Genomic DNA, 20,202 nt, shown 5'->3' on the forward strand with positions numbered 1-20,202 from the left:
GTTCTTCTCCCTATTATCGGGGCTGCGGTATCCGATAAAGAATTTGTGTGACGGCGGAGATCCCGTTCGCGGGATTATTTGGGTTGTTGGTGGTGAGCGCGGAGATGCGATAGTAATAGCAGGTGCACATATTGGTCGGGGCTTGCGTGCTGGAGCATCCGGATATGGTGCATAAGCCCTGCCCATAGTATTCCATGACCCACTTCACGGTGGCGCCGGGGAAACTGGATGCCAGCGGTGCGACCACACTTGGATTGACTGTGGCGGCGGTATTCCATACCGAACTGGTCGCTGCTACCTGGGCTGCTGTAAGGGGGGCTGTGCAGCCAACGGAACCATTAACACAGGCATCGTTATAAAAATAAGCGGGTGCCGTGCCGGTAGGCGTGCCGGGCGGAAAAGAAATATTGGCATTGCCCCAATTCATCGCGTCCTGTGTGGCCAAGGAGTCTAGATGCTGGGCTACGTTTCGGGCCGTCTCATTAAAAGTGAGGCGCGCAGTCTGGCTGCCGTATTCCAGTGCCGCATAGCCTAATATGGCCAGAATCACCAGCACGATGACGGCCGTCAGTAAGGCTTGCCCGGATTCGTTATGTGTTTCTTGCATCCCAGCCGCTCCTAGTGCCAGATCAGGTTCATCACGGGAACCGTGGTGCGCATGACGTTGAATTGCTCGCTGTTGACTCCGGCGGGGGGCTGATAGTACACCGCAGGCAGATCGGCCCCCGTGACACTCTCTGACGCCGGAATGGCAGGAATGAGCAACAACTGGCCGGGGGTTACGGTTCCAGCCGTTTTTAACCCGCTCTGCGCCACCATCACCACCATAACCGTGCGGATATCGCTTATTAAGCTCGGATTTGAAGAGAGTTGCTGCTGGGTTGGAAAGTACCCATAGCTGGTGACGGATTGGCCACCTGTGGTGTTATAGCCGAAGAGCACCTGCAAATCGTCAATGCCTTGGGCAAAAAGCGCAGGTGTGCCGCCGCCAGACGAAAGCTGAAGTTGGCCCGGTCCTGCCGCGGTACCCGGCACCACCGAAAAGGTGAGGCTGCTCAGTTGACCGTTACCGACGTCGTACACCTGAGCAGCGGCCATATCTGCCTTAGTCAGGTTGGGAATCAGGCTATTGAATCCTCCCGGCGGGTTGTTCGGGTTACGGCCTGGGGCGAAATTGATCACACAGGCGCCTTGATAGCTGCTTGGTGTGTTGGTGGCGACGACCATGCCGCAAGCACCACCGCTAAACGCCGCGATCAGCGTATCCCCGGACTGAATGCTCGTTTGACACGTTGTGCCCGCAACCGAGGAATTCAGATGGAAATTGGTCGCGCTGGGCGATGGGCTTTGCACCATCTGCCCCATAGGCACCCCGGCGAATTGGGACGCACTCAGGTTGATGGTTAAGGACACCGGTTGGGGGGCGCTCGTGGTTGGGGCGCCGCCGGGACTCACCGTAATAGCAGATACCGGCGTATTGGCACCATTTTGGTAAGTGTAGGTGGTCTGGCACCCGGGCAGACCTGCCATGCCATAACCTGCATTACTGAGATAGGTGGACACGACGTGCAGTGCATGACGGTCGGCGTTGACAATATCCCCGGTACCCCGATTATGGAGGTAACCAAATTCGGTTTGTGCGAAAACCTCAAAAATGGCGATACCCACGATGATGGAAATTACCATCGCCACCATCAGTTCGACCAGGGTTAAGCCCTGCGCGTTGCGCGTGCCGGAATGGTTAAGGTTGAACGATGTATTCGCTGGCTGCATAGGTCTGTGTTCCTGACGCGCTGGACCAGGTAATGGCGACGGTGGCAGTGCAAGGTGGTTGCGTACAGGCACCGCCGGAAGAGTTCAATACCTGAATGGTTCCCTGGCCGCCGGGAAGGGTGCTTTGGACGTTGCTGGCCCAGGTGGACACCGCCCATGCGGAAACTCCGCTTTGTGGCCAGGTGGACGAATTGGCCGTGTCCACGTTGTTAAAACCGCTGATGTTAGAATTCCCACCTCCCCAGATGTTGGCCAGCATGGCGTTGCTGAGGAAGGCGGCATTGCTGTTGACGGCAGCCGTGCCAAAATACTGGGCTGCATTAGACTGCAAATAGGCCAGACCGAGCAGACCGATAGCGAGGATCGTCATGGCGATCATCACCTCAATGAGCGACATGCCGCGCTCTTTTTGCACCTTATTCATGGGCGAGCGCTCACCCCCCATGCGTCACCACCGCGCCCATCTTGAAGATCGGCAGGTACATGGCGACGACCAGGGTGCCGACGATGATGCCGAGCACTACCATGATCATGGGTTCCATGAGGGTGGAAAGGCGACTGACGGATTCTTCGACTTCGCTCTCGTAAAAGTCGGCGACTTTGCCGGACATGACTTCGATGGCGCCGGTTTCCTCACCGATGGCGAGCATCTGGGTGGCCATGATGGGAAAGACGCCGTCGGCCTTGAGCCGGGTGGTGATGCGCCCGCCAGTAGCGACGTCGTCACGGGCGGCCAGGACGCTACGCTCGATGATGACATTACCGGACACTTTGGAAAGGGTTCCCAGGGCTTCCATGATGGGCACGCCTGCCCCCTGCATGGTGGACAGGGTGCGCATGAAGCGCGCCACGGCACCTTTCAGCAGGATATCGCCGAGCACCGGGATTTTCAGAGAGAAACGGTCTATGACGGTTTTGAAGGACAGGTTGCGCTTGTAGGCGTAGATAAAGAGCCATACCGAGGCGATGGGTACGAGCACCACGATGTACCAGTGGCTTTTCATCCAGTCGGAGATGTTGATGACGACCTGCGTCAGCAGCGGCAGAGTGGCACCGAAGCTGCTGAAGAGCTGTGAGAATACCGGGATGACGAAAATCATCAGGATCACCACGACCACGACCATGACGGTGATGATGGCCGCCGGGTAGAACATGGCCGACTTGACCTTTTTGTTCAGCGCCAGGGTCTTTTCGCGATACTCGGCCAGGCGCAGGAGGATGGTGTCGAGGATGCCTCCCTGCTCACCGGCGGCGACCAGGGACACGAAAAGGCGGTCGAAATATTTGGGGAAGTGGGCCATGGCCTGCGACAGAGATTCACCTTCTTTCAGATGCTTGAGAATCCCCGTGAGCAGTTTTTTCATGCCCGCGCCGGAGGTGGCGGATACCAGCAGTTCGAAAGACTGCACGATGGGCACGCCGGCGTTGATCATGGTGGAGAGCTGGCGGACCATCACCACCACTTGCGCTTCCTTGACACCCCTTTCCCCGAACAGGGGCTGCGGCGCTTTGCGCACCGCGGTCGGCATCATGCCCATGCGGCGCAGGTTGGCGCGCACGGCGTTGGCGGAGACGGCGTTCATCTCGCCCTTTTTCTTTTCGCTCCCGCCGGGCGCAGTCGCCTCCCAGGTAAAGTCGTAGGTCTTCGCCTCGCGGAGTGCGGATTTCTTGTCTTTACTCAGGACCGATGCCATGTTGCCCTCTCCCCTGCCAGTTCTGTCCAGCTAATTAGTGCACACACTGGAAAATGCAAGGCGCCGGTAGTTTATGAGGGAAACTTGCGCCAGGCGCTTCCAGCCTTTTCGAGTTTTTCAATCGGCTTGTCCGTCATGAAACTGTATCAATAAAATCAATTAGTTTTATGGAGAATGACAAGGCATAAACTGGCAAATGCCCAAATGTTGCCCAAGTGGCCTCTTCTAGGCGTCAGTTTCCGTAACTAACTGCATCCTTCCTGCCTCATACAGGGCCTGCAACTCGGCGCGCACCACGTTGAGTTCCATATCAATCGAGGCGATAGGGGCGCCACGCTGTTCGCGCCGCTGAAGCAGCGTGTGGCGATGGTTCTGGAGTTGGGCAATACGGGTTTGCCGGTAGCTTTCGTTCATGATGCTTCTCCTGTGGCGGCGGTCATGGCCTGTAAGGTGTCGGTGATTTTCTATCGGGCACGCCGATCTCTACCCTCTGGGTAAACGTCCTCATCGACGCTCGCCCTTCTACTAAAGTACCCGCGTTTACGCATGAATGTTCCGAATGGATTCAGCACGGCCGCCGCTATCAGCGTTTCCAGTGGGACGAGGAAAAGCGCATCCTGGAATCCAGCGTCGCCGATCCCGAAAAACCACCTGCCCGTCCAATGGCTCGCCATCCCTGCCCCGTAAAGATCAGGGATGAGGGTACCGACAAAAGCCAGCGGATACGCCATAGGCCATGGTAGGCGATCTCCTAAAAGAAGCACCAGTACGGGCCAGATCACAAAGCCGCTGATCATTAGATTCAAGCCGTTCGCACCCCAATATTGAGTACACAGATCCAAGGTCACGGCAAAGAGCAGGAAACCCAGAATAGTTTTGGGGTCTTTGATCTGATGGGCGTATTTAAGAAACAGCCCAAGGCTGATCAAGCCAGGAATGACGGATCCCACCAGTGTACGAAGATCGTTTAGATAAAGGGCTAGAAGGGCGTGGTAAACCTGGAGTAGTTCGACGGATATCCAGGCTATTCCATGCATGGGCGCTCTCCTGCGGGTTTACGGGGTGACAGCCCCATTTTGGGTGATAATGACGCCAGTTGTGGTGGCGGCATGGATAAATCCTTCGGCACTACAGGCACGGGCAATGACGGTACCAAGACTGCCCGTGCAGTTTGTGGTGCTGACTTGCACGCTTACCTGCTGTGGCCCTGTCTGGCTGATGGTGGCGGCATCAATGAGCACCTGCCCGCATTTCCCCGCTTGGGTGCCAGGTGCGGCAATAAAAGCCGGCGTGCCAGAACCATATACCGGGTCAGCCACGTCATGGGCTGCCTGTCCGTTCAGGGTGCTGTAAATATTGGTACTCACAGCGTTATTGCTGGCCGCTAACGCATTGGTCACCGCATCCACCGCTATTTTCAGATTACCCGATACCGTTTGCGCCTTGGCGGTTTCGATGTACGCAAAATACTGCGGAATCGCAATGGCTGCGAGAATCCCGATAATGGCAATGACGATCATTAGTTCGATGAGGGTGAAACCGCTGTTCCTCTGGATTTTTATTGTTTGACTGCGCATAGGATGACCTTTCCGAGAGAGTTCTGAAATGAATTTGAAATAGGAGGTCAGAGCACTGTCCGAAAGGTGCAGCCCCAAAGGGCTGCTGGAGGAAAAATTAGTTATATGACACAGCACCGTTTTGATCGATATTTGCTGTGATAGCATTGCTACTAGCAGATATCCCTTGCGCAGTTAATGCATTAGTTATTTTAGTTGGAAGGCTACCGGGGCAGCTACTATAATCAACTTTGAATGCTACCGATTGATTTGGCAATACAGAAATAGTTGCAACTGATGAAGGTGTAGCACTAGTTGCACTTGCTGTGCCTGCTGTGAATACCGCGCATCCTTCAACGCCCGTGTAGTTAGTTGGCATTGCAATCGTCGTTTCCTGTCCGGCAGCACCTGCAGCTACTGCGGCCGTACCCTGTGTAACCAATTGATGGAAATCTTGCGTGATGGTTGTAGCTTTCGATGTCTCAATATATTGCTCATACTGCGGAATGGCGATGGCCGCCAGAATGCCGATGATGGCAATGACGATCATCAGTTCGATGAGGGTGAAACCGGCTTCGGCGCTGGCCTTGGCCTTCTTGACTAGCATACTCATGTGTAATCCTCCATGGGGTAAATGAGTACCCACGGTGTTTCTGTGGGCTACATAAAGCGTTACAGTTTTCGTGCCAAAGCGATCTGAAGTCGCCCTGAATCTATTTTATCTTATTGATTTTAATTGATAAACAATATTTATTATGAATTCTCTACCACACTTACCCATGGTTTTCACAAACTTATTTCCGTGTTTTTCACGGAAATGGAAGATATCCTTCCTTGTCTTCCACGGAAATGAAAGTATACTTCCCTGATGTTCACGGAAACCGGACCGGTACTTCCTTATCTTCCACGGAAATGGAATATTGCTTCCATGTTTTTCACGGAAATAATGGGTATCCTTCCTGGATGATCACGGAAACCGGAAATTGTTTCCGTGTTCTTCAAGGAAACCAAAATATGGAGTTGACACCATGACACCATCGGACGACGCAAGCCTTCTCGTCTGTGCCCAAACCGCCGCGTTACTCACTGGCAAAACGGATCGAACCATTATCAATTGGCTGGAATCCGGCGCGATCAAGGGCAAGACGGTTCCTGCCGGGCATCTTCCGCGCGGCCAGACGTGGAAAATAGACCTGTCCAGCATGGCTGAACACATTCCAACCGAACTGACTGGCGAATTCATGGAGAGCGTCCAGAAAGCAGAAGCAGGGGACGCGCGAGAAACCACCAACGTGGCCACCTATTTTTCCATGTCGGGCGCCGATAAGATCGCCGTGAGTTGGTTTGAATTGGCGGCCAAGAGGGGCGATGCCGATGCCATGAACTGGCTATGGGACAGTTATTACCATGGATACGGGGTAGAACCGGATTTCGCCGTAGCCATACAGTGGCTAGGGAAAGCGGCGAAACAGGGGTCGATGATGGCGCAATCCACCGTCGAAAGTTTGCGTAAAATAGACGCTGTACTCAGAGAGCAACAAAAGGATGAACATCATGACATTCTTGAAGATATAAAAAGACTGGCGAATATGAATCATATCCCCTCACAGGGAAGACCAAGAGGCGTTCAATGATCCAATCCCATAAACACTGAGGAAGCGGCGTTTAATCCCAAAGATGGGCGGCGATGTCGAACGGTTCACCGTCAATGAGTTGCAAACAGCCGCCTTGACCAGATCGTTACGGAAACAGGATTTACCGCATCATGCCCTGATCTTTGGTGGTCCACCTTGGCGCTGCTTGACATACGATAAAACGCATAAATTGATATTATCTTATTTATCGTATATACTGCTTTTATTCGGCATATCGAATGTGCAGAGGCGTTTTTCATGACCGTGATCATCAGGAACAGCAGAGAGCTCGGGGAAGCCATTCGGGCCGAACGCCTGAAAAGAAAACTGCGTCAGGCCGATCTGGCGAGCATGGCTTCGGTAAGGCAGGCCCTCATCGCAGGAGGATACTTGTCAGGCGCTGGGCGTATCCCCGACGCGCAAATATCAGGCTGACGGCGGACCGGGTATTGAGGACATTCTCGCGTTTCTCAACGGGGCAGTTGCGCCTCGGGAAGACCGCCTGCGCTTTATGAGGGCGCAGATAGTATTTTGGCTTCTGGCGGCCATCGATGGGCACGCCAAGAATTTCTCCGTCTTTCTCACGCCGGGTGGCTACAAGCTCACCCCGCTTTATGACGTGATGTCGGCTTCACCCTATCCGCATCTCTCGCCGCACAAGATCAAACTGGCCATGGCTGTTGGCAAGAATCGTCTATTTCTTCTTCTGAATTGCCCCGGCATCAACGCTCATCTGAGTAGCCTCAGAAACCTCAACCAACGCCATCCTTGATAAACCCACCATAACGGTTGGCATGACCTTGTCAGGACTAGGACCGGCCTGAACAACAGAAAAAGCAAACTCTGGCGCGAGCTCGTAGTGACCGGTTTTCTTTTTGAAATGCTTGATAAGAATGGTTGTCAGCATCCTGATGTCGATCTGCTCTCCAACAACGGTTCTGGAAATCACTTTTTTAGTGGCGCCGTTCATTATTGCCCCCATCATCATTCGATTGCATCGCCAGAGACCACTTCCAATCGTCTTGGGGCACCTTTTCCCACTGGTTACCCGTTAGAAAAGATCCATTTTGTATGGTTGATTTTGATCTATTCTCAACGAACAAGTCGATCGCTTTACATATGGTCTCGTTTACGCTACATCCTTCTTTGCTAGCAGAGAATGCGATATTTCTATGTCTTTCAGAGCCGATGCGCACGTTTAGTGTACCGCTGTATGCTTTGTTCGGTTCCACATTGGCGCGTTTGCAATATTCCAAATACTCATCTATTGCGCTGCGAAATGCAGCTTCGATTGCAGAAGCATCGCTGGCTTCAAAAGTAATCAAGCTATTGATATGCAGCACCCTGCCGAAAAGAATACAGTCTTCCGAACTATATTCGATGGATGCTTGATAGCCATTGTACTCGATGATGTTGCCCATTACAGAAGCCCCTTCTCCTCTAAAAATTTTCTGATCTCCCTCATTTGGTAACCCTTGAGTATAGGGGTGGGATGCGGTCGGCAGGTCCAAATCACTACCGACGGATCGGATTGGCATACAAAACGGCAATGTGACCCGCCTCCGGCATGATCTAGATGGAAGTCCAGGGAACCAAGTAACCTTACCAGTTCATCCCAAGCGAAGTCTTTCGGTTGCGGTGTTGCGCAAAAACGATCCTTCAGTTTGTCCTGTCTCGTCATGTAGTTTTGATGATTCCAAGCAAAAATGCAACTGCTTTATAGTTGCAGAGACGTTTCAGGTGATCATCCCAGCAACTTCGCTAGATCCTCTGCTCTTAGGTGAGTATAGCGTTTCAGCGTCTGCAATGTCTTGTGCCACAGCAACGATGACGATAGCGACAAGTTCGGGATGGATGGCGCGGCAGGCTTCCCGCAGGCGGGATTCCTCATCACCAACCAGCCGTCTATCCCGACCTTGCGGCAACTTGGGCTTGCGGACATATTCCACAGGATTGTCGATGGACTCCATGCCCCACTCAGTCCGGGCCACTTTGAATAGATGGGAAAGCAGGGCCAGGTGCAGCCGGATCGTGTTGGCACCCTTCCCTTCCACTTCCATTTCTTTCATAGCCTGGGCAACGTCTTTGCCTCGGATGGAAGACATGAATTGACGCGCTACCGCCCGTCCTTTTTCGTGGGGACCACTTCATCCCGGTAACGATCCAGGCATTCAGCAAGGATGAGCGATTCGGCTTCACTCGTGTCCCGCCAGAGACCTCGCTCCATTTCTGACTCGATCTTTTTTGCCCAGGCTTGGGCTTCTGCATGGCGGATCCGGCGAGTGAACTGGCCACCTGGCGCTGGCTCAAGGAGCGGAGCGCCTTGTCCGAGTTACTGGAGGTCGACTTTGAGGCGATAGGATTGCATCGCTTGTACGGGGTGTCCGATCTTCTGGTGCGTCATCGCCAGGAGATTGAGCAGGCGCTTTTTGCGCGGATCGACGATCTCTTTCACCAAGTCGACACCGTTGCCTGCGCAGCAATGAAACCACTTGGGACGAGGCCACTCTGTGGCGCACCTATACCCTAAAGCGTGATACCAGACAGAAGGGATCATTCCATCTTATGAGTCAGGTGTCACTGACCGGCAATATGGCGCCACCGATGTGCGGCGTAATGGCGCCATTTCAAAGTGCCTGAAATGGGGTCTCGAACGGTGTTAAGAATGGGTGTTTTTGGCTCCTTTCGCAATGGTGTTTTTGGGGGATTCCGGGAGCGGTCGTGGGGCGCGAAAACTATCGCCTTCCAGGATCAGTCGATAGGCGCCGTGGCGTAGCCGATCCAGTGTGGCTACCCCGAGCATGCGGTTGGCCGGGAAGACGTCCCCCCACTCGGCGAAGTCGAGATTACTGGTCAGCATGGTAGAAACCCGTTCGTAACGTTCGGCGATGAGGTCGTGGAAGTCCTCATCATGGGGCGGGCGCATGGGTTTGAGTCCGAAGTCATCGATGATAAGCAGGGTTACCTTGGCGAGTTGGCGGAAGCGCCGGTCAAAGCCACCGGTGGCCCGCGCCGCATGCAGGGAGCCCACCAGATCACCTTGGGTGATAAAGAGCACGTCCACCCCCTGGCGGATGGCACAATGCCCCAGCGCCTGGGCGAGATGGCTCTTGCCGGTGCCACAGGGCCCGACGATCAGGATAGGTGCCTGCTCCTGCAGGTAGCGACCCGTAGCCAGATCATGCACCAGAGAGCGGTTCAGGTTCGGTAACCGGTCAAAGGCGAAGTCTTCCAGGGTTTTGTGATTCCGGAAGTGGGCCTGACGCAGGAGGGTGTCGAATTTCCGTTGGTCCCGGCGGGCCACTTCATCCTGCAGGAGCATGGCGAGGAACTCGGTATAGGCCATTTGACCATCCACCGCTTGCCGATTACGAGCTTCCAGGGAATCCAGGATACCGGACAGGCGCAGGGCGCGAAGATTACTGCTCAACTCTTGGGTTTGCATCAGAATTCCTTTCAATGAAATAGCGTAGCGCTGTCGCGCAGAAAGCGACCGCCACTGGTATAGGTGCTTCCGGATTCGGGAGTTACGGGCGACAACGGCTCTTGATCCAAGCCTTTCTTGAGGATCTGAGCGATCGCCCCATAACGCGGATTACTGAAGCGCAAAGCCCGTGCGCAGGCCGCCTCCAGCCGTTGAGGGGTGTGCTTGTCCCGGAGTCGCAGGATGTTCTGTACGGTGCGCAGATTGACCAGCACGCGATCGGCAAAGAGCTGGTGAACGACGCCGTAACAGTGCGGTCCGATAGCCTCCGCCATCCGCAGGCACCACTGGATATCCTGACTCTGCCAGGCCTGTGCTTCTGGCGGCATGTGGTCGGCCACGGTGGAGGCGGTGCCGTGCTGGAACAGCCGGGGATGGGTGGCGACTAATTCATGTTCCTGGTAAATCCGGATGGTGGTATCGGTAGCCCGCAACCAGAGCTGTTGTCCTATCAGACGGAAGGGAACGGAGTAGAAGCAATAGGCATATTGGACGTGAGCATCCCGGTGCACCTTGGGTTGCTTCCACTCGGAGATCTCGGGAGGCGTCTCCGGTAGGCGCTGCAAGAGGGGTTTCTCCACCTCGACGAACTGGGTGAGAGGCGCCTGACGGGTAGTGCCGTGAATTCGATGGCCCGCCTCTGTTCGGATCCACTCCTGAAGCTGGCGATTGGCATCGTCGCGGTCACGGAAATCGCGCAGGGGCAGGAAGGCTTTTTTGATAAATTTGACCCCTGACTCCACGATTCCTTTTTTGGCAGGATCATGTGGAGGGCAAGCATCGATCTTGAACAGGTATCCTTCGGCGCATTCAGCATAAGAACGCTGGACCGTGGGGTCGTTGATGCAGGCCTTGGTGATGGCGCACTTGGCGTTATCAATGATGATTCGACCCGGAACACCACCAAACCATTGGAAGGCATGGCGGTGACAGGCCAGCCAGGTCATCGTCGTCTGATTCCAGACAATCTCGGCATACTGATGCCGGGACCAGCAGAGGGTTATGACGAAGAACCAGGTCTTGCGGATCTCTCCGGTCACCGGATCGATCATGGCGGGGCCAGCGCCGAAGTCCACCTGCGCGGCCTCGCCGGGTGCAAAAATGAGGCGCATAGTGGCATCGGGCACCTTCACCGGTGCGACACGCAGCAGCACGCGACGCACTGCAGAGTAGCTTCCGGTGTACCCGTGATTGCGCACCAGGGCAGCGTGAATGGTAGTGCCCTGTATGCCTTCAGCAGCCCACTTGGCGATTTGCTCCTCATGGTCTTTGAGGGTGGACACACACTGGGCAGGCACGGCCTGCTGGCGGTGCTGCTGCAGGATGGCGAGCGCGCAGTCGTCGGGTAAAGGCTGCTGGGGATCGAGCCAGCCGTGCTGCGCAGCCTGATTACGTAGGGCACCCAGTTTCTTGCGCCCCATGAGTCCGGAACGGGCGATCTCTCGGTCCCGATCCCCTTGGCGCATCCGCACCAGGATTTGGCGAATCGTAAACATCTCAAACCTCCGATTACTCATGGTCACCCCCCAAAAGCTGGGAGGGTAACCGATCCAAGGGAAGTTCAAGACCCTACTGAAGCACTATGTGGGTGGCGCCATTACGCCGACTCCGAACTGGCTCCTTTATGCCGATCCGGAAGTGGCGCCATTACGCCGATCCCAAGGTGGCGCCATTACGCCGACTACGGTTTGGCTCCATATTGCCGATCCGTGACATCAGGCGACCTGCGTATGACTGATGGGAGCATGCATGACATGGGGTGCTCCCGCTTGGCGGGCTTGCCAAAGGTCATAGGCCGCTTGTTGAGCGATCCAGGCGTCGGCACGGCCTCCATTCTCAACGCCGAGCCAACCCTCAATCCGTAGCGCCATTTCCGGAGAAATGGCGGCACGTCCGTTGAGTACACGCGACAAGGTTGATCGCGTTACTCCAAGCTGCTCCGCTGCTTCAGTAACGGTCAACCCCAAGGCGGGCAAGATATCATCCCGCAGGAGTAGTCCGGGGTGGGGTGGATTGTGCATGGGGTTCATAGCGTTCATCCGGATTCAGTGATAGTCCACGTAATCGACCAGGATGGCGTCACCATCCTCGAAGGCAAAAACCAATCTCCAGTTCCCGCTGACCCATACCGCGAAGTGTCCTTGCAGGGTTCCGTGGAGTGGGTGCAGTTTCCATCCCGGTACGTTCATGTCGCCCGGGGTTTGGGCGTTATCCAAGCGGGCCAGTAGCCGTGCGATCTTGGCGGCATGGTCCGGTTGAATCCCTGCCTTGCTACCAGATTCATAGAAAGCTTGCAGGCCCTTGTGGCGGAAACTTTTGATCACGCCTCATTGTGCCGCGTAACGCTACAGAGATCAACCTCCAGTGGAGACATGAGGATTAGACGATTGGTATCATTGTGTCTCATGTTCCTCATGTTCGTATTGCCAAAACGATCCTATCCTATTGTTTCTGATTTGTTTCCGTTTGCGACCGAACATCAGACAAAACAGTGAACTTCTCCATTTTCAGGTCGGACACGAACCGCAAATAGCCGTTCCGCCAACCTTGCGGGGGCCGGACGCGAGGTTCAGATTCTGGCCTTGAAAAGCATCGGGGAGTTTGCGGGAAAATATGGAAAATCAAACAGTTGATAGAACATGGCGGAGAGGGTGGGATTCGAACCCACGTGGGGTTTTACCCCCCATCCGATTTCGAGTCGGCGCCGTTATGGCCACTTCGGTACCTCTCCGCGGAGGTGGTATACCTTAATCTTTCCAGACGCTGGCGGCAAGCCCGCCCGCCGTAGCGCCGAAAAGACCATACAGGACTACAAGGCGGCACCGTCGTTACGATCCTTGGCACTGATGAACTGACGTTTGAGGACGTGCTCCCGCTTGAGCCCCAGCCACAGTGCGATCGGGCTCGCGACGAAAATCGAGGAATAGGTACCCACCACCACGCCGATGACCAGCGCCGTGGCAAACCCGTGAATCACCGGCCCGCCGAAAAGGAAGAGCGATAGCGCGACCATGAAGGTAATGAAGCTGGTGATCACCGTTCTGGATAGCGTCTCGTTGATGGCGACGTTGAATATCTGCGCCACATCACCGCTGCGGGACACCCGCAGATCCTCCCGCATACGATCGAAAACCACTACCGTATCATTGAGGGAATAGCCCATGATCACCAGCAACGCCGCAATCACGGTCAGGGAAAACTCTTCGTGACTGATGGCGAAAAAGCCCACTACCAGGATCGGGTCGTGGAGCATGGCGAGCACACCGCCCACGGCGAAACGCCACTCAAAGCGAAACCCCACATAAATCAGAATGCCCAGAGTGACGATGATCAGCGCCATGATCCCCTTGTTCCGCAATTCCTTACCCACCTCCGGGCCGACATATTCGGTGCGGCGCAACTGCACATCGGGATACTCCACTTGATCCTTCCGGAATACCTGCAGAATCGTATTGCCCACGGCACTGCTCTCACCGGGCACCGTACGCAGGCGAATCAGCAGGTCGCGGTCACCACCAAAGGTCTGCACCACCGCATCGTGGAAGCCCGCCTGGCTGAGGGTACCCCGCACCGCGCCCAGATCCGGCGTCTTGCTGAATGCCAGTTCCACCAGCGTACCGCCGGTGAAATCGATGCTGTAATTCAGCCCCCGCACCAGAAAAACGGCGACCGAGACAACAATCAGCAGAGCGGACACGCCCAGAAAAATCCAGCGTCTGGACATGAAGTCTACATGGGTACGGACTTTGAAAAGTTCCATCGCGACCTCAGATATAAAGCTTTTGCACGCGCCGCTTGCCGAGGGCGAGTTCGATGATGCCACGGCTCATCATGGTGGCCGTAAACATGGAGGTGATCACGCCGATGGTCAGCACCAGCGCAAAACCCTTGATGGCGCCGGTACCGAACTGGAAAAGCACCAGGGCAGCGATCAGGACCGTGATATTGGAGTCGACAATGGTCGCAAAGGCCTTCTTGAAACCCGCGTCAATGGCCGCGCGAGTGCTCATGCCGAGCCGAAGTTCCTCGCGGATGCGCTCAAATACCAGCACGTTGGCATCCACCGCCAGACCGATCTTCAGCACGATACCGGCGATACCCGGCAGCGTCAGCGTCCCGCCCATGATCGAAAGCACCGCCAGAATAGCCAGAATATTCACCAGAATGGCGACATCGGCTATCAAACCAAAAGCCCGGTAATAGAGGGTCATGAAGAGCACTACGAAGGCCATGCCGAAAACCACGGCCATCACCCCGTCATGGATGGAGTCCTGACCCAGGGTAGGTCCGACGGTACGCTCCTCGGAGATATGAACGGGTGCGGGCAATGCGCCGGCGCGCAGTTCAATGGCGGCATTACTGGCGTCTTTCAAATCGGAGAATCCGGTAATCTGGGCCCGGCCCTCCGTAATGGCTTCACGTATCACCGGCGCGGTCACCACCTTGTTATCCAGCAGAATCGCCATGCGCTTGCCTACGTTTTTGGTAGTCAGGTCACCGAAGATGCGCGTCCCCTCGTTGTTGAAACTGACATTGACAATGGCCTGGCCGCTGTTATTGTCCACCCCGGCGCTGGCATTGCTGAGATAGCGGCCGGTAAGCACCGTATTGGTGTACAGCACGTAAGGCGCACCGTGAACGCCGTAAAAGAGCGCGGTGCCGGCGGGCAGTTGGCCCTTGAGGGCCTCTGCCATGTTGGCCTGGTCATCCACCATCTTGAATTCGAGCTGGGCGGTGGAGCCGATAATGGATTTGGCGCGCTGGGTATCCTGTACGCCGGGCAACTGCACGGCGATATGATCAGCGCCCTGGCGCTGGATGACCGGCTCCGAGACGCCCAGTTCGTCGATACGATTGCGAATAACGACAATGGCCTGTTGCAGCGCATCGTCCTTCATTTTGCTGGCAGCGTCGGGAGTGATGCTGATCTTCAGCACCGCATTGGGTTGCAGAACGACGGCATAATCCGGATACCGTCCGGCGATAGCCTTTTGCGCCTGTGCCGCGACTGTGGGGTTTTCCATTTCAATGGAAAGGTTTTGCGGCCCGGTCATGTTGACCGCCAGATATTGCAGATTTCGGTGACGGAGGAAGGTGCGCAAGCTGCTGCTGTCCTGTTGCAGTGCATGTTTGATGACGGCGTCGGTATCCACACGCAGCAGAAGATATACGCCGCCGCGCAGATCGAGGCCCAGATTGACGGGCTTGCCACCAATACTGCGTAGCCAGTCCGGCTCTGCGGACATCTGCGAAAGAATGACCTGAGCGTTGGCCGGGAGTTTGTTTTGCAGCAAGGTCTCGGCCAGCCCCTGGGCGTCGTTGTTCGGGAAAAAGAAGGTGCTCCCCTTCTCACCGGAACTGACGCGGGTGACCGGAATTCCGGCGGCTTGCAGCCAACCCTGCTGGGTGGCCAGCGGCGGCAGGAGGGTTCCTGCGGGCGCGCGCACCTCCACCGCGGAATGCCAGCCATAGAAATTGGGCAGTGCGTAAAACAGGGAAGGCAGCACAACGACGAGGATGATCAGGTACTTCCACCATGGATAACGGGTCATGTAACGAGCCTTTACAGTTTTTTCAGCGTTCCTTTGGGCAATAACAACGTCACCGAGGCCCGCTGCACCTTCACAATGACCCCTTCAGCCACCTCAAGTTGCAGATAATCCTCACCCGCCTGCATGATCCGTCCGGCCAGTCCACCCTGGGTAACCACTTCATCGCCTTTGGAAACCGTCGCGATCAACTGGCGTTGTTCCTTCGCCTTTTTGGTCTGCGGACGGATCAGCAGGAAATAGAAAATAGCGAAGATGGCAACCAGCGGGATGACTTGTATAAAAAAGGAGTCCGGACCTGCCCCCGCCGCAGTTCCGGCATAAGCGTTGGCGATAGGCGAAAAGTTCATATGCACTCCAGGTCAGATCTGAGGGCCGCCATTGTAGCCTTTAGGCGCCGACTAGGGAACCGGCGCGACGGCGGCGGTAGAAATCGTCCGCGTAAGCATCCAGGCGACCGGCGGCAATGGCCTCCCGCAGCCCCATTATCAGTTCCTGATAGTAGTGCAGGTTGTGCAGGGTATTCAGGCGCGCGCCGAGAATCTCATGGCTGCGCTGCAAGTGGCGAAGATAAGCCCTGCTGTAGTTTTGACAGGTGTAGCAGGCACAGGCCGGGTCCGGTGGCAACACATCCTTTTCATAACGGGCGTTGCGCAGCTTGAGGATGCCGTCACGGGTAAACAGCCAGCCGTTGCGGGCGTTACGGGTCGGCATCACGCAGTCGAACATGTCGACACCGCGGCGCACGCCCTCGACCAGATCCTCTGGGGTGCCGACGCCCATCAGGTAGCGGGGCCGGTCCGCAGGCATATGGGGCATCAGATCGTCCAGCACCTGCATCATCTCCACCTTGCTCTCCCCTACCGACAATCCGCCGATGGCAAGGCCGGGAAAATCCAGCCGTTGCAATCCGGCCAGAGAGCGCTGCCGCAAGTCCGCGTACATGCCGCCCTGAACGATGCCGAAGAGCTTTCCGGGCCCGGCATAGGCGGCATGGGAGCGCGCCGCCCAGCGCAGAGAAAGCTCCATGCTGACACGGGCTTCTTCGTAGCTGGCGGGATGGGGCGTGCATTCGTCAAAAACCATGGCGATATCCGAACCGAGGGTCGCCTGGATCTGCATGGACTCCTCCGGCCCCAGAAAAACCATATGTCCATCGGTGGGCGCACGAAACTGCACCCCGGCCTCCGTCAGCTTGCGCAGCGCACCCAGGCTGAAGACCTGGAAACCGCCGGAATCGGTGAGGATGGGCCGGTCCCAGTGCATCATCCTGTGGAGGCCGCCTACCGCGCTGACCACTTCCAGACCGGGACGCAGAAAGAGATGAAAGGTGTTACCGAGGATAATCTCGGCCCCTAGCGTCTTCAGTTCCTCGGGAGACATGGCCTTGACCGTGCCATAGGTGCCCACCGGCATGAATGCGGGCGTTTGCACGGTGCCGCGGGGGAGACGAATGATGCCGCGCCGCGCCGCGCCGTCCCGGGCCAGCAACTCGAAAATGCTCATCGCCGTCCGGCCTGAGGGGAAATCAACATGGCGTCTCCATAACTGAAAAACCGATAGCCCTCCGCCACCGCGTGACGATAGGCGGCGAGCATGCACTCCATCCCGGCGAAGGCACATACCAGCATGAGCAGAGTGGATTCCGGAAGGTGAAAATTGGTCAACAGCCCGTCGGTTACCTGAAAGGTCTTGCCGGGATACAGGAACAGACGAGTCTCTCCGGTAAAAGGTCGCAGCGTCCCGTCCTGCGCCGCAGTCTCCAGCGCTCGGCAGGCCGTGGTGCCCACGGCGATCACTCGCCCGCCCCGCGCCCTCGCGGCGGCAACGGCCGCTACCGTCGTCGCACTGACCTCCATGGTCTCGGCGTGCATGGGGTGCTCGGTGATATCTTCACTGCGCACCGGGAGAAATGTTCCCGCACCCACATGCAAGGTCACATAGGTCCGCTCGACGCCCCGCGCCGCCAGGGCGTCCAGCAGTTCCGTATCGAAATGCAACCCCGCAGTAGGCGCGGCCACCGCCCCGGGACGGGCCGCATAGACCGTCTGATAGCGCTCCCGATCACTGGCCTCCGCCGCGCGCCGGATATAAGGCGGCAACGGCATGCTGCCTTCGGCTTCGAGTATGGGTAACCAGGCGACATCCGCGGGGAGGATCAGCCGGACATCCATACCGTCCTTTTCCTCTACCGTGGCAACGGCGCCGCCCGGTAAATGAATGGACATACCTGGCCGCAACGCCTTGGAGGATTTCGCCAGAAACCAGCCATCTCGGGCATCGAGCAGCCGGTCGAGCAGCAATTCCACCGCCCCGCCCGTCGCCTTGCGGGCCTGCAGACGCGCGGGAAGCACGCGGGTATCGTTGAGCACCAGCAGGTCGCCGGGCCGAAGCAGGCCGGGCAGATCGCGCACTCTCGCATCTTCCCAGGTGCCTTGATGGCCATCGACGATGAGCATGCGTGCGGCGCTGCGTTCGGAGAGAGGTGCCTGAGCGATCAACGCGTCGGGCAGTTCATAATGGAAATCTTTTTTGTGCATGGAAATTGTCAGGAGAGCCAGTCTGATTCGGTTTGTAGCGGATGGGGGATCACCCGCACCAGTACGATGCGCGGGCCTTTTTTGCGCAGCACCACCACGTCGAAGCTGGGAAAAGCGACCCGTTCCCCTTCTTCCGGGACCCTTTCGAGCTGATGCATGACCAGACCGCCGATGGTATCCGCCGTTTCCTCGTCGATGTCGATGTGCAGGCTTCGCTCCAGGGAATACAACGAGAGGCTGCCGGAACCCACCCAACTCCCGTCGGGCTGCCGCCGCCACTCCTGACGCTGGTGCCGGAATTCATCGGGAATGGCGCCCAGCAGACTCTCCAGCACATGATCCAGCGTGACGAAGCCGGTGATGGTGCCCAGATCGTCAACCACCAGCGCGAAATGCGGGTGCCCGGAGCGAAAATGGGTGAGCAGGTCCATGGCCGGCAGCGCCTTGCCAACGGCGGGCAGTGGCCGCAGGAGTTTTTTGATCTCGCGCAGATCCGGATACCTTGATAGGGCCGCAAAGGCGTCCTTGACGTGGAGCAGGCCGACCACATGCTGGCGATCCCCTTCACATACCGGATAGCGGGTGAAACGGTGGTTCATCATCACCTGACGGATTGCCTCGGGACTGTCATCCAGCATCAGACAGACCATATCGGCAGCAGGGCGCATCAGGTCTCCGGCCGTCAGTTCCGTAAAATCCAGGGTGCGGTCCAGAATATCTCCGGTGCGCTGACCGAGGGTACCCTGCGCCTGGCTGAGGGCGAGGATCATCGCCAGTTCGTCGCGGGAATGGGGCGCATCACCGGCGGGCTGATCCACCCGCAGGGCAAAGAGGCGCAGAACGATGCGGGTCGCACCGTTGAGCACCCAGATCGCCGGGTACATCAGCCAGTAGAAGGCGTAGAGGGGCATGCCGGTCCACAGGGATACCCGCTCCACCTTGCGGATGGCCAGCGACTTGGGCACTAGTTCCCCGATCACGATGACCAGGAAGGAGATCAGGACAAAGCCCGCGGCAAAGGAAACGGATCGCAGGGCTACCGGATCCCTGAGCCCCGCAGCCCGAAAGACAGGCTGGAGCAGATACGCCAGACTAGGTTCACCCACCCAGCCGATACCCAGAGACGCGATGGTGATGCCGAGTTGCGTAGCGGAAAGATAGGCGTCCAGACGTCGGTGCAGGCGCAGGAGAACCCTCCCGCGCAATCCGTGTTCCTGGGCGAGGGTCCGGGCGTGGGTACCACGCAGCCGCACCAGGGCAAATTCTGCGGCCACAAAAAAACCGTTCAGCAAAATCAGCAGGACTGCCAGCAGCAGCCCATTCACCTCATGCACGGGAGGCTGCTCCCGCCCGCCCATGGCGGGAGTGTCGTTCAGCCATCACTGGTGAGCAACTGCTCCAACTCGGCGAAGCTCTGCACCACGTCATTGGTCTGTATGGATACGCCCAGTTGCCGCGCAATCTGGCTGATGGAAAAAACGCCGCGAATCTCTTCACCACGGGGGGTTTCCTCACGCACCAACGCATGCTGACGTCCCACCTTGCGCAGGGTGAGAACGATATCGCCGACAGTAGAGCGCTCCACTTCGGCGAAGTCGAGTACGTCGACCTGCCCGAGGGGCACCATGATGTCCTGCACCCGGATCATATCCCGGGCGATATGGTTTTCGGCCGCCAGTTTCACCGGCTTTTCTCCCATGATATCGCGAGCGGTCACCAGACCGGTCAGGGTGCCGAAGTCATCCAGCACGAAAAGCATACGCACGCCCACATGAATCATGCGCTGCATGGCCTGGTCCATGGTGATCTCCGGCTTCACCGTTGCAGCGGGCACTCGGCTGAGGTCGGTCATGCTCTTGAGCGCCGCGTCATCAAGCGTCACGGTCAGGGGCATTCCGTCAGCAAACATGCTGATCCGCGTGTCGGGCTTCAGTCTGTGACATTGTAATGCACGGAATCTTGTCATTTCATT

Annotated in this window: 27 protein-coding genes and 1 tRNA gene; 4 read left to right on the plus strand and 24 right to left on the minus strand. The window is 56.9% G+C overall.

Going from position 1 to position 20,202, the window contains the following annotated elements; all coding sequences use genetic code 11:
- Positions 1-13: 13 nt before the first annotated feature.
- The 8 genes from F6A13_RS08770 to F6A13_RS08805 form a co-directional block, all read right to left on the minus strand.
- A complete protein-coding gene (locus F6A13_RS08770; RefSeq protein ID WP_126604191.1) occupies positions 14-607 on the minus strand; it encodes a hypothetical protein in 594 nt (197 codons plus the stop codon).
- Between the two features lie 11 nt (positions 608-618).
- On the minus strand, positions 619-1,773 hold the full coding sequence (locus F6A13_RS08775) for a prepilin-type N-terminal cleavage/methylation domain-containing protein (protein WP_126604192.1): 1,155 nt from the start codon (positions 1,771-1,773) through the stop codon (positions 619-621).
- A complete protein-coding gene (locus tag F6A13_RS08780) occupies positions 1,742-2,197 on the minus strand; it encodes a prepilin-type N-terminal cleavage/methylation domain-containing protein (protein WP_172959308.1) in 456 nt (151 codons plus the stop codon). The genes F6A13_RS08775 and F6A13_RS08780 overlap by 32 nt, the downstream gene beginning before the upstream one ends.
- A 10-nt stretch (positions 2,198-2,207) precedes the next feature.
- Positions 2,208-3,467, minus strand: coding sequence for a type II secretion system F family protein (locus tag F6A13_RS08785; RefSeq protein ID WP_113525492.1), 1,260 nt, complete (start codon positions 3,465-3,467; stop codon positions 2,208-2,210).
- A 225-nt stretch (positions 3,468-3,692) separates the two neighbouring features.
- On the minus strand, positions 3,693-3,881 hold the full coding sequence (locus F6A13_RS08790; RefSeq protein ID WP_126604194.1) for a hypothetical protein: 189 nt from the start codon (positions 3,879-3,881) through the stop codon (positions 3,693-3,695).
- Positions 3,882-3,931: 50 nt separating this feature from the next.
- Complete coding sequence (locus F6A13_RS08795) at positions 3,932-4,504, minus strand: hypothetical protein (RefSeq protein ID WP_225981776.1); 573 nt, start codon at positions 4,502-4,504, stop codon at positions 3,932-3,934.
- 18 nt (positions 4,505-4,522) lie between these two features.
- Complete coding sequence (locus F6A13_RS08800) at positions 4,523-5,044, minus strand: prepilin-type N-terminal cleavage/methylation domain-containing protein (RefSeq protein ID WP_126604195.1); 522 nt, start codon at positions 5,042-5,044, stop codon at positions 4,523-4,525.
- 97 nt (positions 5,045-5,141) lie between these two features.
- Positions 5,142-5,636, minus strand: coding sequence for a prepilin-type N-terminal cleavage/methylation domain-containing protein (locus F6A13_RS08805; RefSeq protein ID WP_126604196.1), 495 nt, complete (start codon positions 5,634-5,636; stop codon positions 5,142-5,144).
- A gap of 415 nt (positions 5,637-6,051) precedes the next feature.
- On the opposite strand from F6A13_RS08805, the gene F6A13_RS08810 reads away from it, so the two are divergent.
- From F6A13_RS08810 to F6A13_RS08815, 3 genes are all read left to right on the plus strand, one after another.
- On the plus strand, positions 6,052-6,657 hold the full coding sequence (locus F6A13_RS08810; RefSeq protein WP_126604197.1) for a tetratricopeptide repeat protein: 606 nt from the start codon (positions 6,052-6,054) through the stop codon (positions 6,655-6,657).
- A 258-nt stretch (positions 6,658-6,915) separates the two neighbouring features.
- Positions 6,916-7,092 (plus strand): hypothetical protein, encoded by a 177-nt coding sequence (locus tag F6A13_RS15370; protein WP_192796454.1) that lies wholly within the window; start codon positions 6,916-6,918, stop codon positions 7,090-7,092.
- A complete protein-coding gene (locus F6A13_RS08815) occupies positions 7,058-7,429 on the plus strand; it encodes a HipA domain-containing protein (RefSeq protein WP_151528425.1) in 372 nt (123 codons plus the stop codon). The genes F6A13_RS15370 and F6A13_RS08815 overlap by 35 nt, the downstream gene beginning before the upstream one ends.
- Here the strand turns inward: F6A13_RS08815 and F6A13_RS08820 are convergent.
- The 4 genes from F6A13_RS08820 to F6A13_RS15375 are packed head-to-tail and all read right to left on the minus strand — an operon-like array spanning position 7,352 to position 8,762.
- Entirely contained in the window at positions 7,352-7,627 is a 276-nt protein-coding gene (locus tag F6A13_RS08820) for a hypothetical protein (protein ID WP_151528158.1), read from the minus strand. The genes F6A13_RS08815 and F6A13_RS08820 overlap by 78 nt on opposite strands.
- A complete protein-coding gene (locus F6A13_RS08825; protein WP_225981777.1) occupies positions 7,611-8,168 on the minus strand; it encodes a type II toxin-antitoxin system HicB family antitoxin in 558 nt (185 codons plus the stop codon). The genes F6A13_RS08820 and F6A13_RS08825 overlap by 17 nt, the downstream gene beginning before the upstream one ends.
- Complete coding sequence (locus F6A13_RS15995; RefSeq protein ID WP_126604200.1) at positions 8,078-8,338, minus strand: type II toxin-antitoxin system HicA family toxin; 261 nt, start codon at positions 8,336-8,338, stop codon at positions 8,078-8,080. Before F6A13_RS15995 ends, F6A13_RS08825 begins: the two co-directional genes overlap by 91 nt.
- Positions 8,339-8,393: 55 nt before the next feature.
- On the minus strand, positions 8,394-8,762 hold the full coding sequence (locus tag F6A13_RS15375) for a hypothetical protein (RefSeq protein WP_192796455.1): 369 nt from the start codon (positions 8,760-8,762) through the stop codon (positions 8,394-8,396).
- A 161-nt stretch (positions 8,763-8,923) separates the two neighbouring features.
- On the opposite strand from F6A13_RS15375, the gene F6A13_RS08840 reads away from it, so the two are divergent.
- A complete protein-coding gene (locus F6A13_RS08840; RefSeq protein WP_126604201.1) occupies positions 8,924-9,187 on the plus strand; it encodes a hypothetical protein in 264 nt (87 codons plus the stop codon).
- Positions 9,188-9,316: 129 nt separating this feature from the next.
- Here F6A13_RS08840 and istB read toward each other — a convergent pair whose 3' ends face one another.
- From istB to F6A13_RS08900, 12 genes are all read right to left on the minus strand, one after another.
- On the minus strand, positions 9,317-10,102 hold the full coding sequence (gene istB, locus F6A13_RS08845; RefSeq protein WP_172959310.1) for an IS21-like element helper ATPase IstB: 786 nt from the start codon (positions 10,100-10,102) through the stop codon (positions 9,317-9,319).
- Positions 10,103-10,113: 11 nt separating this feature from the next.
- Positions 10,114-11,637: an IS21 family transposase gene (gene istA, locus F6A13_RS08850; protein WP_215886354.1), complete on the minus strand. Its 1,524-nt coding sequence runs from the start codon at positions 11,635-11,637 to the stop codon at positions 10,114-10,116.
- A 219-nt stretch (positions 11,638-11,856) separates the two neighbouring features.
- Positions 11,857-12,171, minus strand: coding sequence for a HigA family addiction module antitoxin (locus tag F6A13_RS08855; RefSeq protein WP_113525485.1), 315 nt, complete (start codon positions 12,169-12,171; stop codon positions 11,857-11,859).
- 15 nt (positions 12,172-12,186) lie between these two features.
- Complete coding sequence (locus F6A13_RS08860) at positions 12,187-12,465, minus strand: type II toxin-antitoxin system RelE/ParE family toxin (RefSeq protein ID WP_126604202.1); 279 nt, start codon at positions 12,463-12,465, stop codon at positions 12,187-12,189.
- Positions 12,466-12,781: 316 nt separating this feature from the next.
- Positions 12,782-12,872, minus strand: a tRNA-Ser gene (locus F6A13_RS08865).
- A gap of 78 nt (positions 12,873-12,950) precedes the next feature.
- On the minus strand, positions 12,951-13,901 hold the full coding sequence (gene secF, locus F6A13_RS08870) for a protein translocase subunit SecF (RefSeq protein ID WP_126604203.1): 951 nt from the start codon (positions 13,899-13,901) through the stop codon (positions 12,951-12,953).
- 7 nt (positions 13,902-13,908) lie between these two features.
- Positions 13,909-15,693: a protein translocase subunit SecD gene (gene secD / locus F6A13_RS08875; RefSeq protein WP_126604204.1), complete on the minus strand. Its 1,785-nt coding sequence runs from the start codon at positions 15,691-15,693 to the stop codon at positions 13,909-13,911.
- 11 nt (positions 15,694-15,704) lie between these two features.
- A complete protein-coding gene (yajC, locus tag F6A13_RS08880; RefSeq protein ID WP_126604205.1) occupies positions 15,705-16,040 on the minus strand; it encodes a preprotein translocase subunit YajC in 336 nt (111 codons plus the stop codon).
- A gap of 40 nt (positions 16,041-16,080) precedes the next feature.
- On the minus strand, positions 16,081-17,196 hold the full coding sequence (gene tgt / locus F6A13_RS08885) for a tRNA guanosine(34) transglycosylase Tgt (protein WP_126604206.1): 1,116 nt from the start codon (positions 17,194-17,196) through the stop codon (positions 16,081-16,083).
- Positions 17,193-18,230 carry a tRNA preQ1(34) S-adenosylmethionine ribosyltransferase-isomerase QueA gene (gene queA, locus F6A13_RS08890; protein WP_126604207.1) on the minus strand — a complete coding sequence of 346 codons (1,038 nt, stop codon included), beginning with the start codon at positions 18,228-18,230 and terminating at the stop codon, positions 17,193-17,195. Before queA ends, tgt begins: the two co-directional genes overlap by 4 nt.
- A gap of 8 nt (positions 18,231-18,238) precedes the next feature.
- A complete protein-coding gene (locus tag F6A13_RS08895) occupies positions 18,239-19,564 on the minus strand; it encodes a hemolysin family protein (RefSeq protein WP_225981778.1) in 1,326 nt (441 codons plus the stop codon).
- 38 nt (positions 19,565-19,602) lie between these two features.
- Positions 19,603-20,196, minus strand: a complete 594-nt coding sequence (locus F6A13_RS08900; protein WP_126604209.1) for a CBS domain-containing protein — start codon at positions 20,194-20,196, stop codon at positions 19,603-19,605.
- Positions 20,197-20,202: the final 6 nt, after the last annotated feature.

The organism is Acidithiobacillus sp. 'AMD consortium' (assembly GCF_008926505.1).
GTDB classification, from domain to species: Bacteria; Pseudomonadota; Gammaproteobacteria; order Acidithiobacillales; family Acidithiobacillaceae; genus Acidithiobacillus; species Acidithiobacillus ferridurans.

What these genes read in the sequence shown, in the direction of transcription:
- F6A13_RS08770 (WP_126604191.1), bottom strand. Translation starts at nt 607, where the DNA reads ATGCAAGAAACACATAACGAATCCGGGCAAGCCTTACTGACGGCCGTC.
- F6A13_RS08775 (WP_126604192.1), bottom strand. Translation starts at nt 1,773, where the DNA reads ATGCAGCCAGCGAATACATCGTTCAACCTTAACCATTCCGGCACGCGC.
- F6A13_RS08780 (WP_172959308.1), bottom strand. Translation starts at nt 2,197, where the DNA reads ATGAATAAGGTGCAAAAAGAGCGCGGCATGTCGCTCATTGAGGTGATG.
- F6A13_RS08785 (WP_113525492.1), bottom strand. Translation starts at nt 3,467, where the DNA reads ATGGCATCGGTCCTGAGTAAAGACAAGAAATCCGCACTCCGCGAGGCG.
- F6A13_RS08790 (WP_126604194.1), bottom strand. Translation starts at nt 3,881, where the DNA reads ATGAACGAAAGCTACCGGCAAACCCGTATTGCCCAACTCCAGAACCAT.
- F6A13_RS08795 (WP_225981776.1), bottom strand. Translation starts at nt 4,504, where the DNA reads ATGCATGGAATAGCCTGGATATCCGTCGAACTACTCCAGGTTTACCAC.
- F6A13_RS08800 (WP_126604195.1), bottom strand. Translation starts at nt 5,044, where the DNA reads ATGCGCAGTCAAACAATAAAAATCCAGAGGAACAGCGGTTTCACCCTC.
- F6A13_RS08805 (WP_126604196.1), bottom strand. Translation starts at nt 5,636, where the DNA reads ATGAGTATGCTAGTCAAGAAGGCCAAGGCCAGCGCCGAAGCCGGTTTC.
- F6A13_RS08810 (WP_126604197.1), top strand. Translation starts at nt 6,052, where the DNA reads ATGACACCATCGGACGACGCAAGCCTTCTCGTCTGTGCCCAAACCGCC.
- F6A13_RS15370 (WP_192796454.1), top strand. Translation starts at nt 6,916, where the DNA reads ATGACCGTGATCATCAGGAACAGCAGAGAGCTCGGGGAAGCCATTCGG.
- F6A13_RS08820 (WP_151528158.1), bottom strand. Translation starts at nt 7,627, where the DNA reads ATGAACGGCGCCACTAAAAAAGTGATTTCCAGAACCGTTGTTGGAGAG.
- F6A13_RS15995 (WP_126604200.1), bottom strand. Translation starts at nt 8,338, where the DNA reads ATGACGAGACAGGACAAACTGAAGGATCGTTTTTGCGCAACACCGCAA.
- F6A13_RS15375 (WP_192796455.1), bottom strand. Translation starts at nt 8,762, where the DNA reads ATGTCTTCCATCCGAGGCAAAGACGTTGCCCAGGCTATGAAAGAAATG.
- F6A13_RS08840 (WP_126604201.1), top strand. Translation starts at nt 8,924, where the DNA reads ATGGCGGATCCGGCGAGTGAACTGGCCACCTGGCGCTGGCTCAAGGAG.
- istB (WP_172959310.1), bottom strand. Translation starts at nt 10,102, where the DNA reads ATGCAAACCCAAGAGTTGAGCAGTAATCTTCGCGCCCTGCGCCTGTCC.
- istA (WP_215886354.1), bottom strand. Translation starts at nt 11,637, where the DNA reads ATGTTTACGATTCGCCAAATCCTGGTGCGGATGCGCCAAGGGGATCGG.
- F6A13_RS08855 (WP_113525485.1), bottom strand. Translation starts at nt 12,171, where the DNA reads ATGAACCCCATGCACAATCCACCCCACCCCGGACTACTCCTGCGGGAT.
- secF (WP_126604203.1), bottom strand. Translation starts at nt 13,901, where the DNA reads ATGGAACTTTTCAAAGTCCGTACCCATGTAGACTTCATGTCCAGACGC.
- secD (WP_126604204.1), bottom strand. Translation starts at nt 15,693, where the DNA reads ATGACCCGTTATCCATGGTGGAAGTACCTGATCATCCTCGTCGTTGTG.
- yajC (WP_126604205.1), bottom strand. Translation starts at nt 16,040, where the DNA reads ATGAACTTTTCGCCTATCGCCAACGCTTATGCCGGAACTGCGGCGGGG.
- tgt (WP_126604206.1), bottom strand. Translation starts at nt 17,196, where the DNA reads ATGAGCATTTTCGAGTTGCTGGCCCGGGACGGCGCGGCGCGGCGCGGC.
- queA (WP_126604207.1), bottom strand. Translation starts at nt 18,230, where the DNA reads ATGCACAAAAAAGATTTCCATTATGAACTGCCCGACGCGTTGATCGCT.
- F6A13_RS08900 (WP_126604209.1), bottom strand. Translation starts at nt 20,196, where the DNA reads ATGACAAGATTCCGTGCATTACAATGTCACAGACTGAAGCCCGACACG.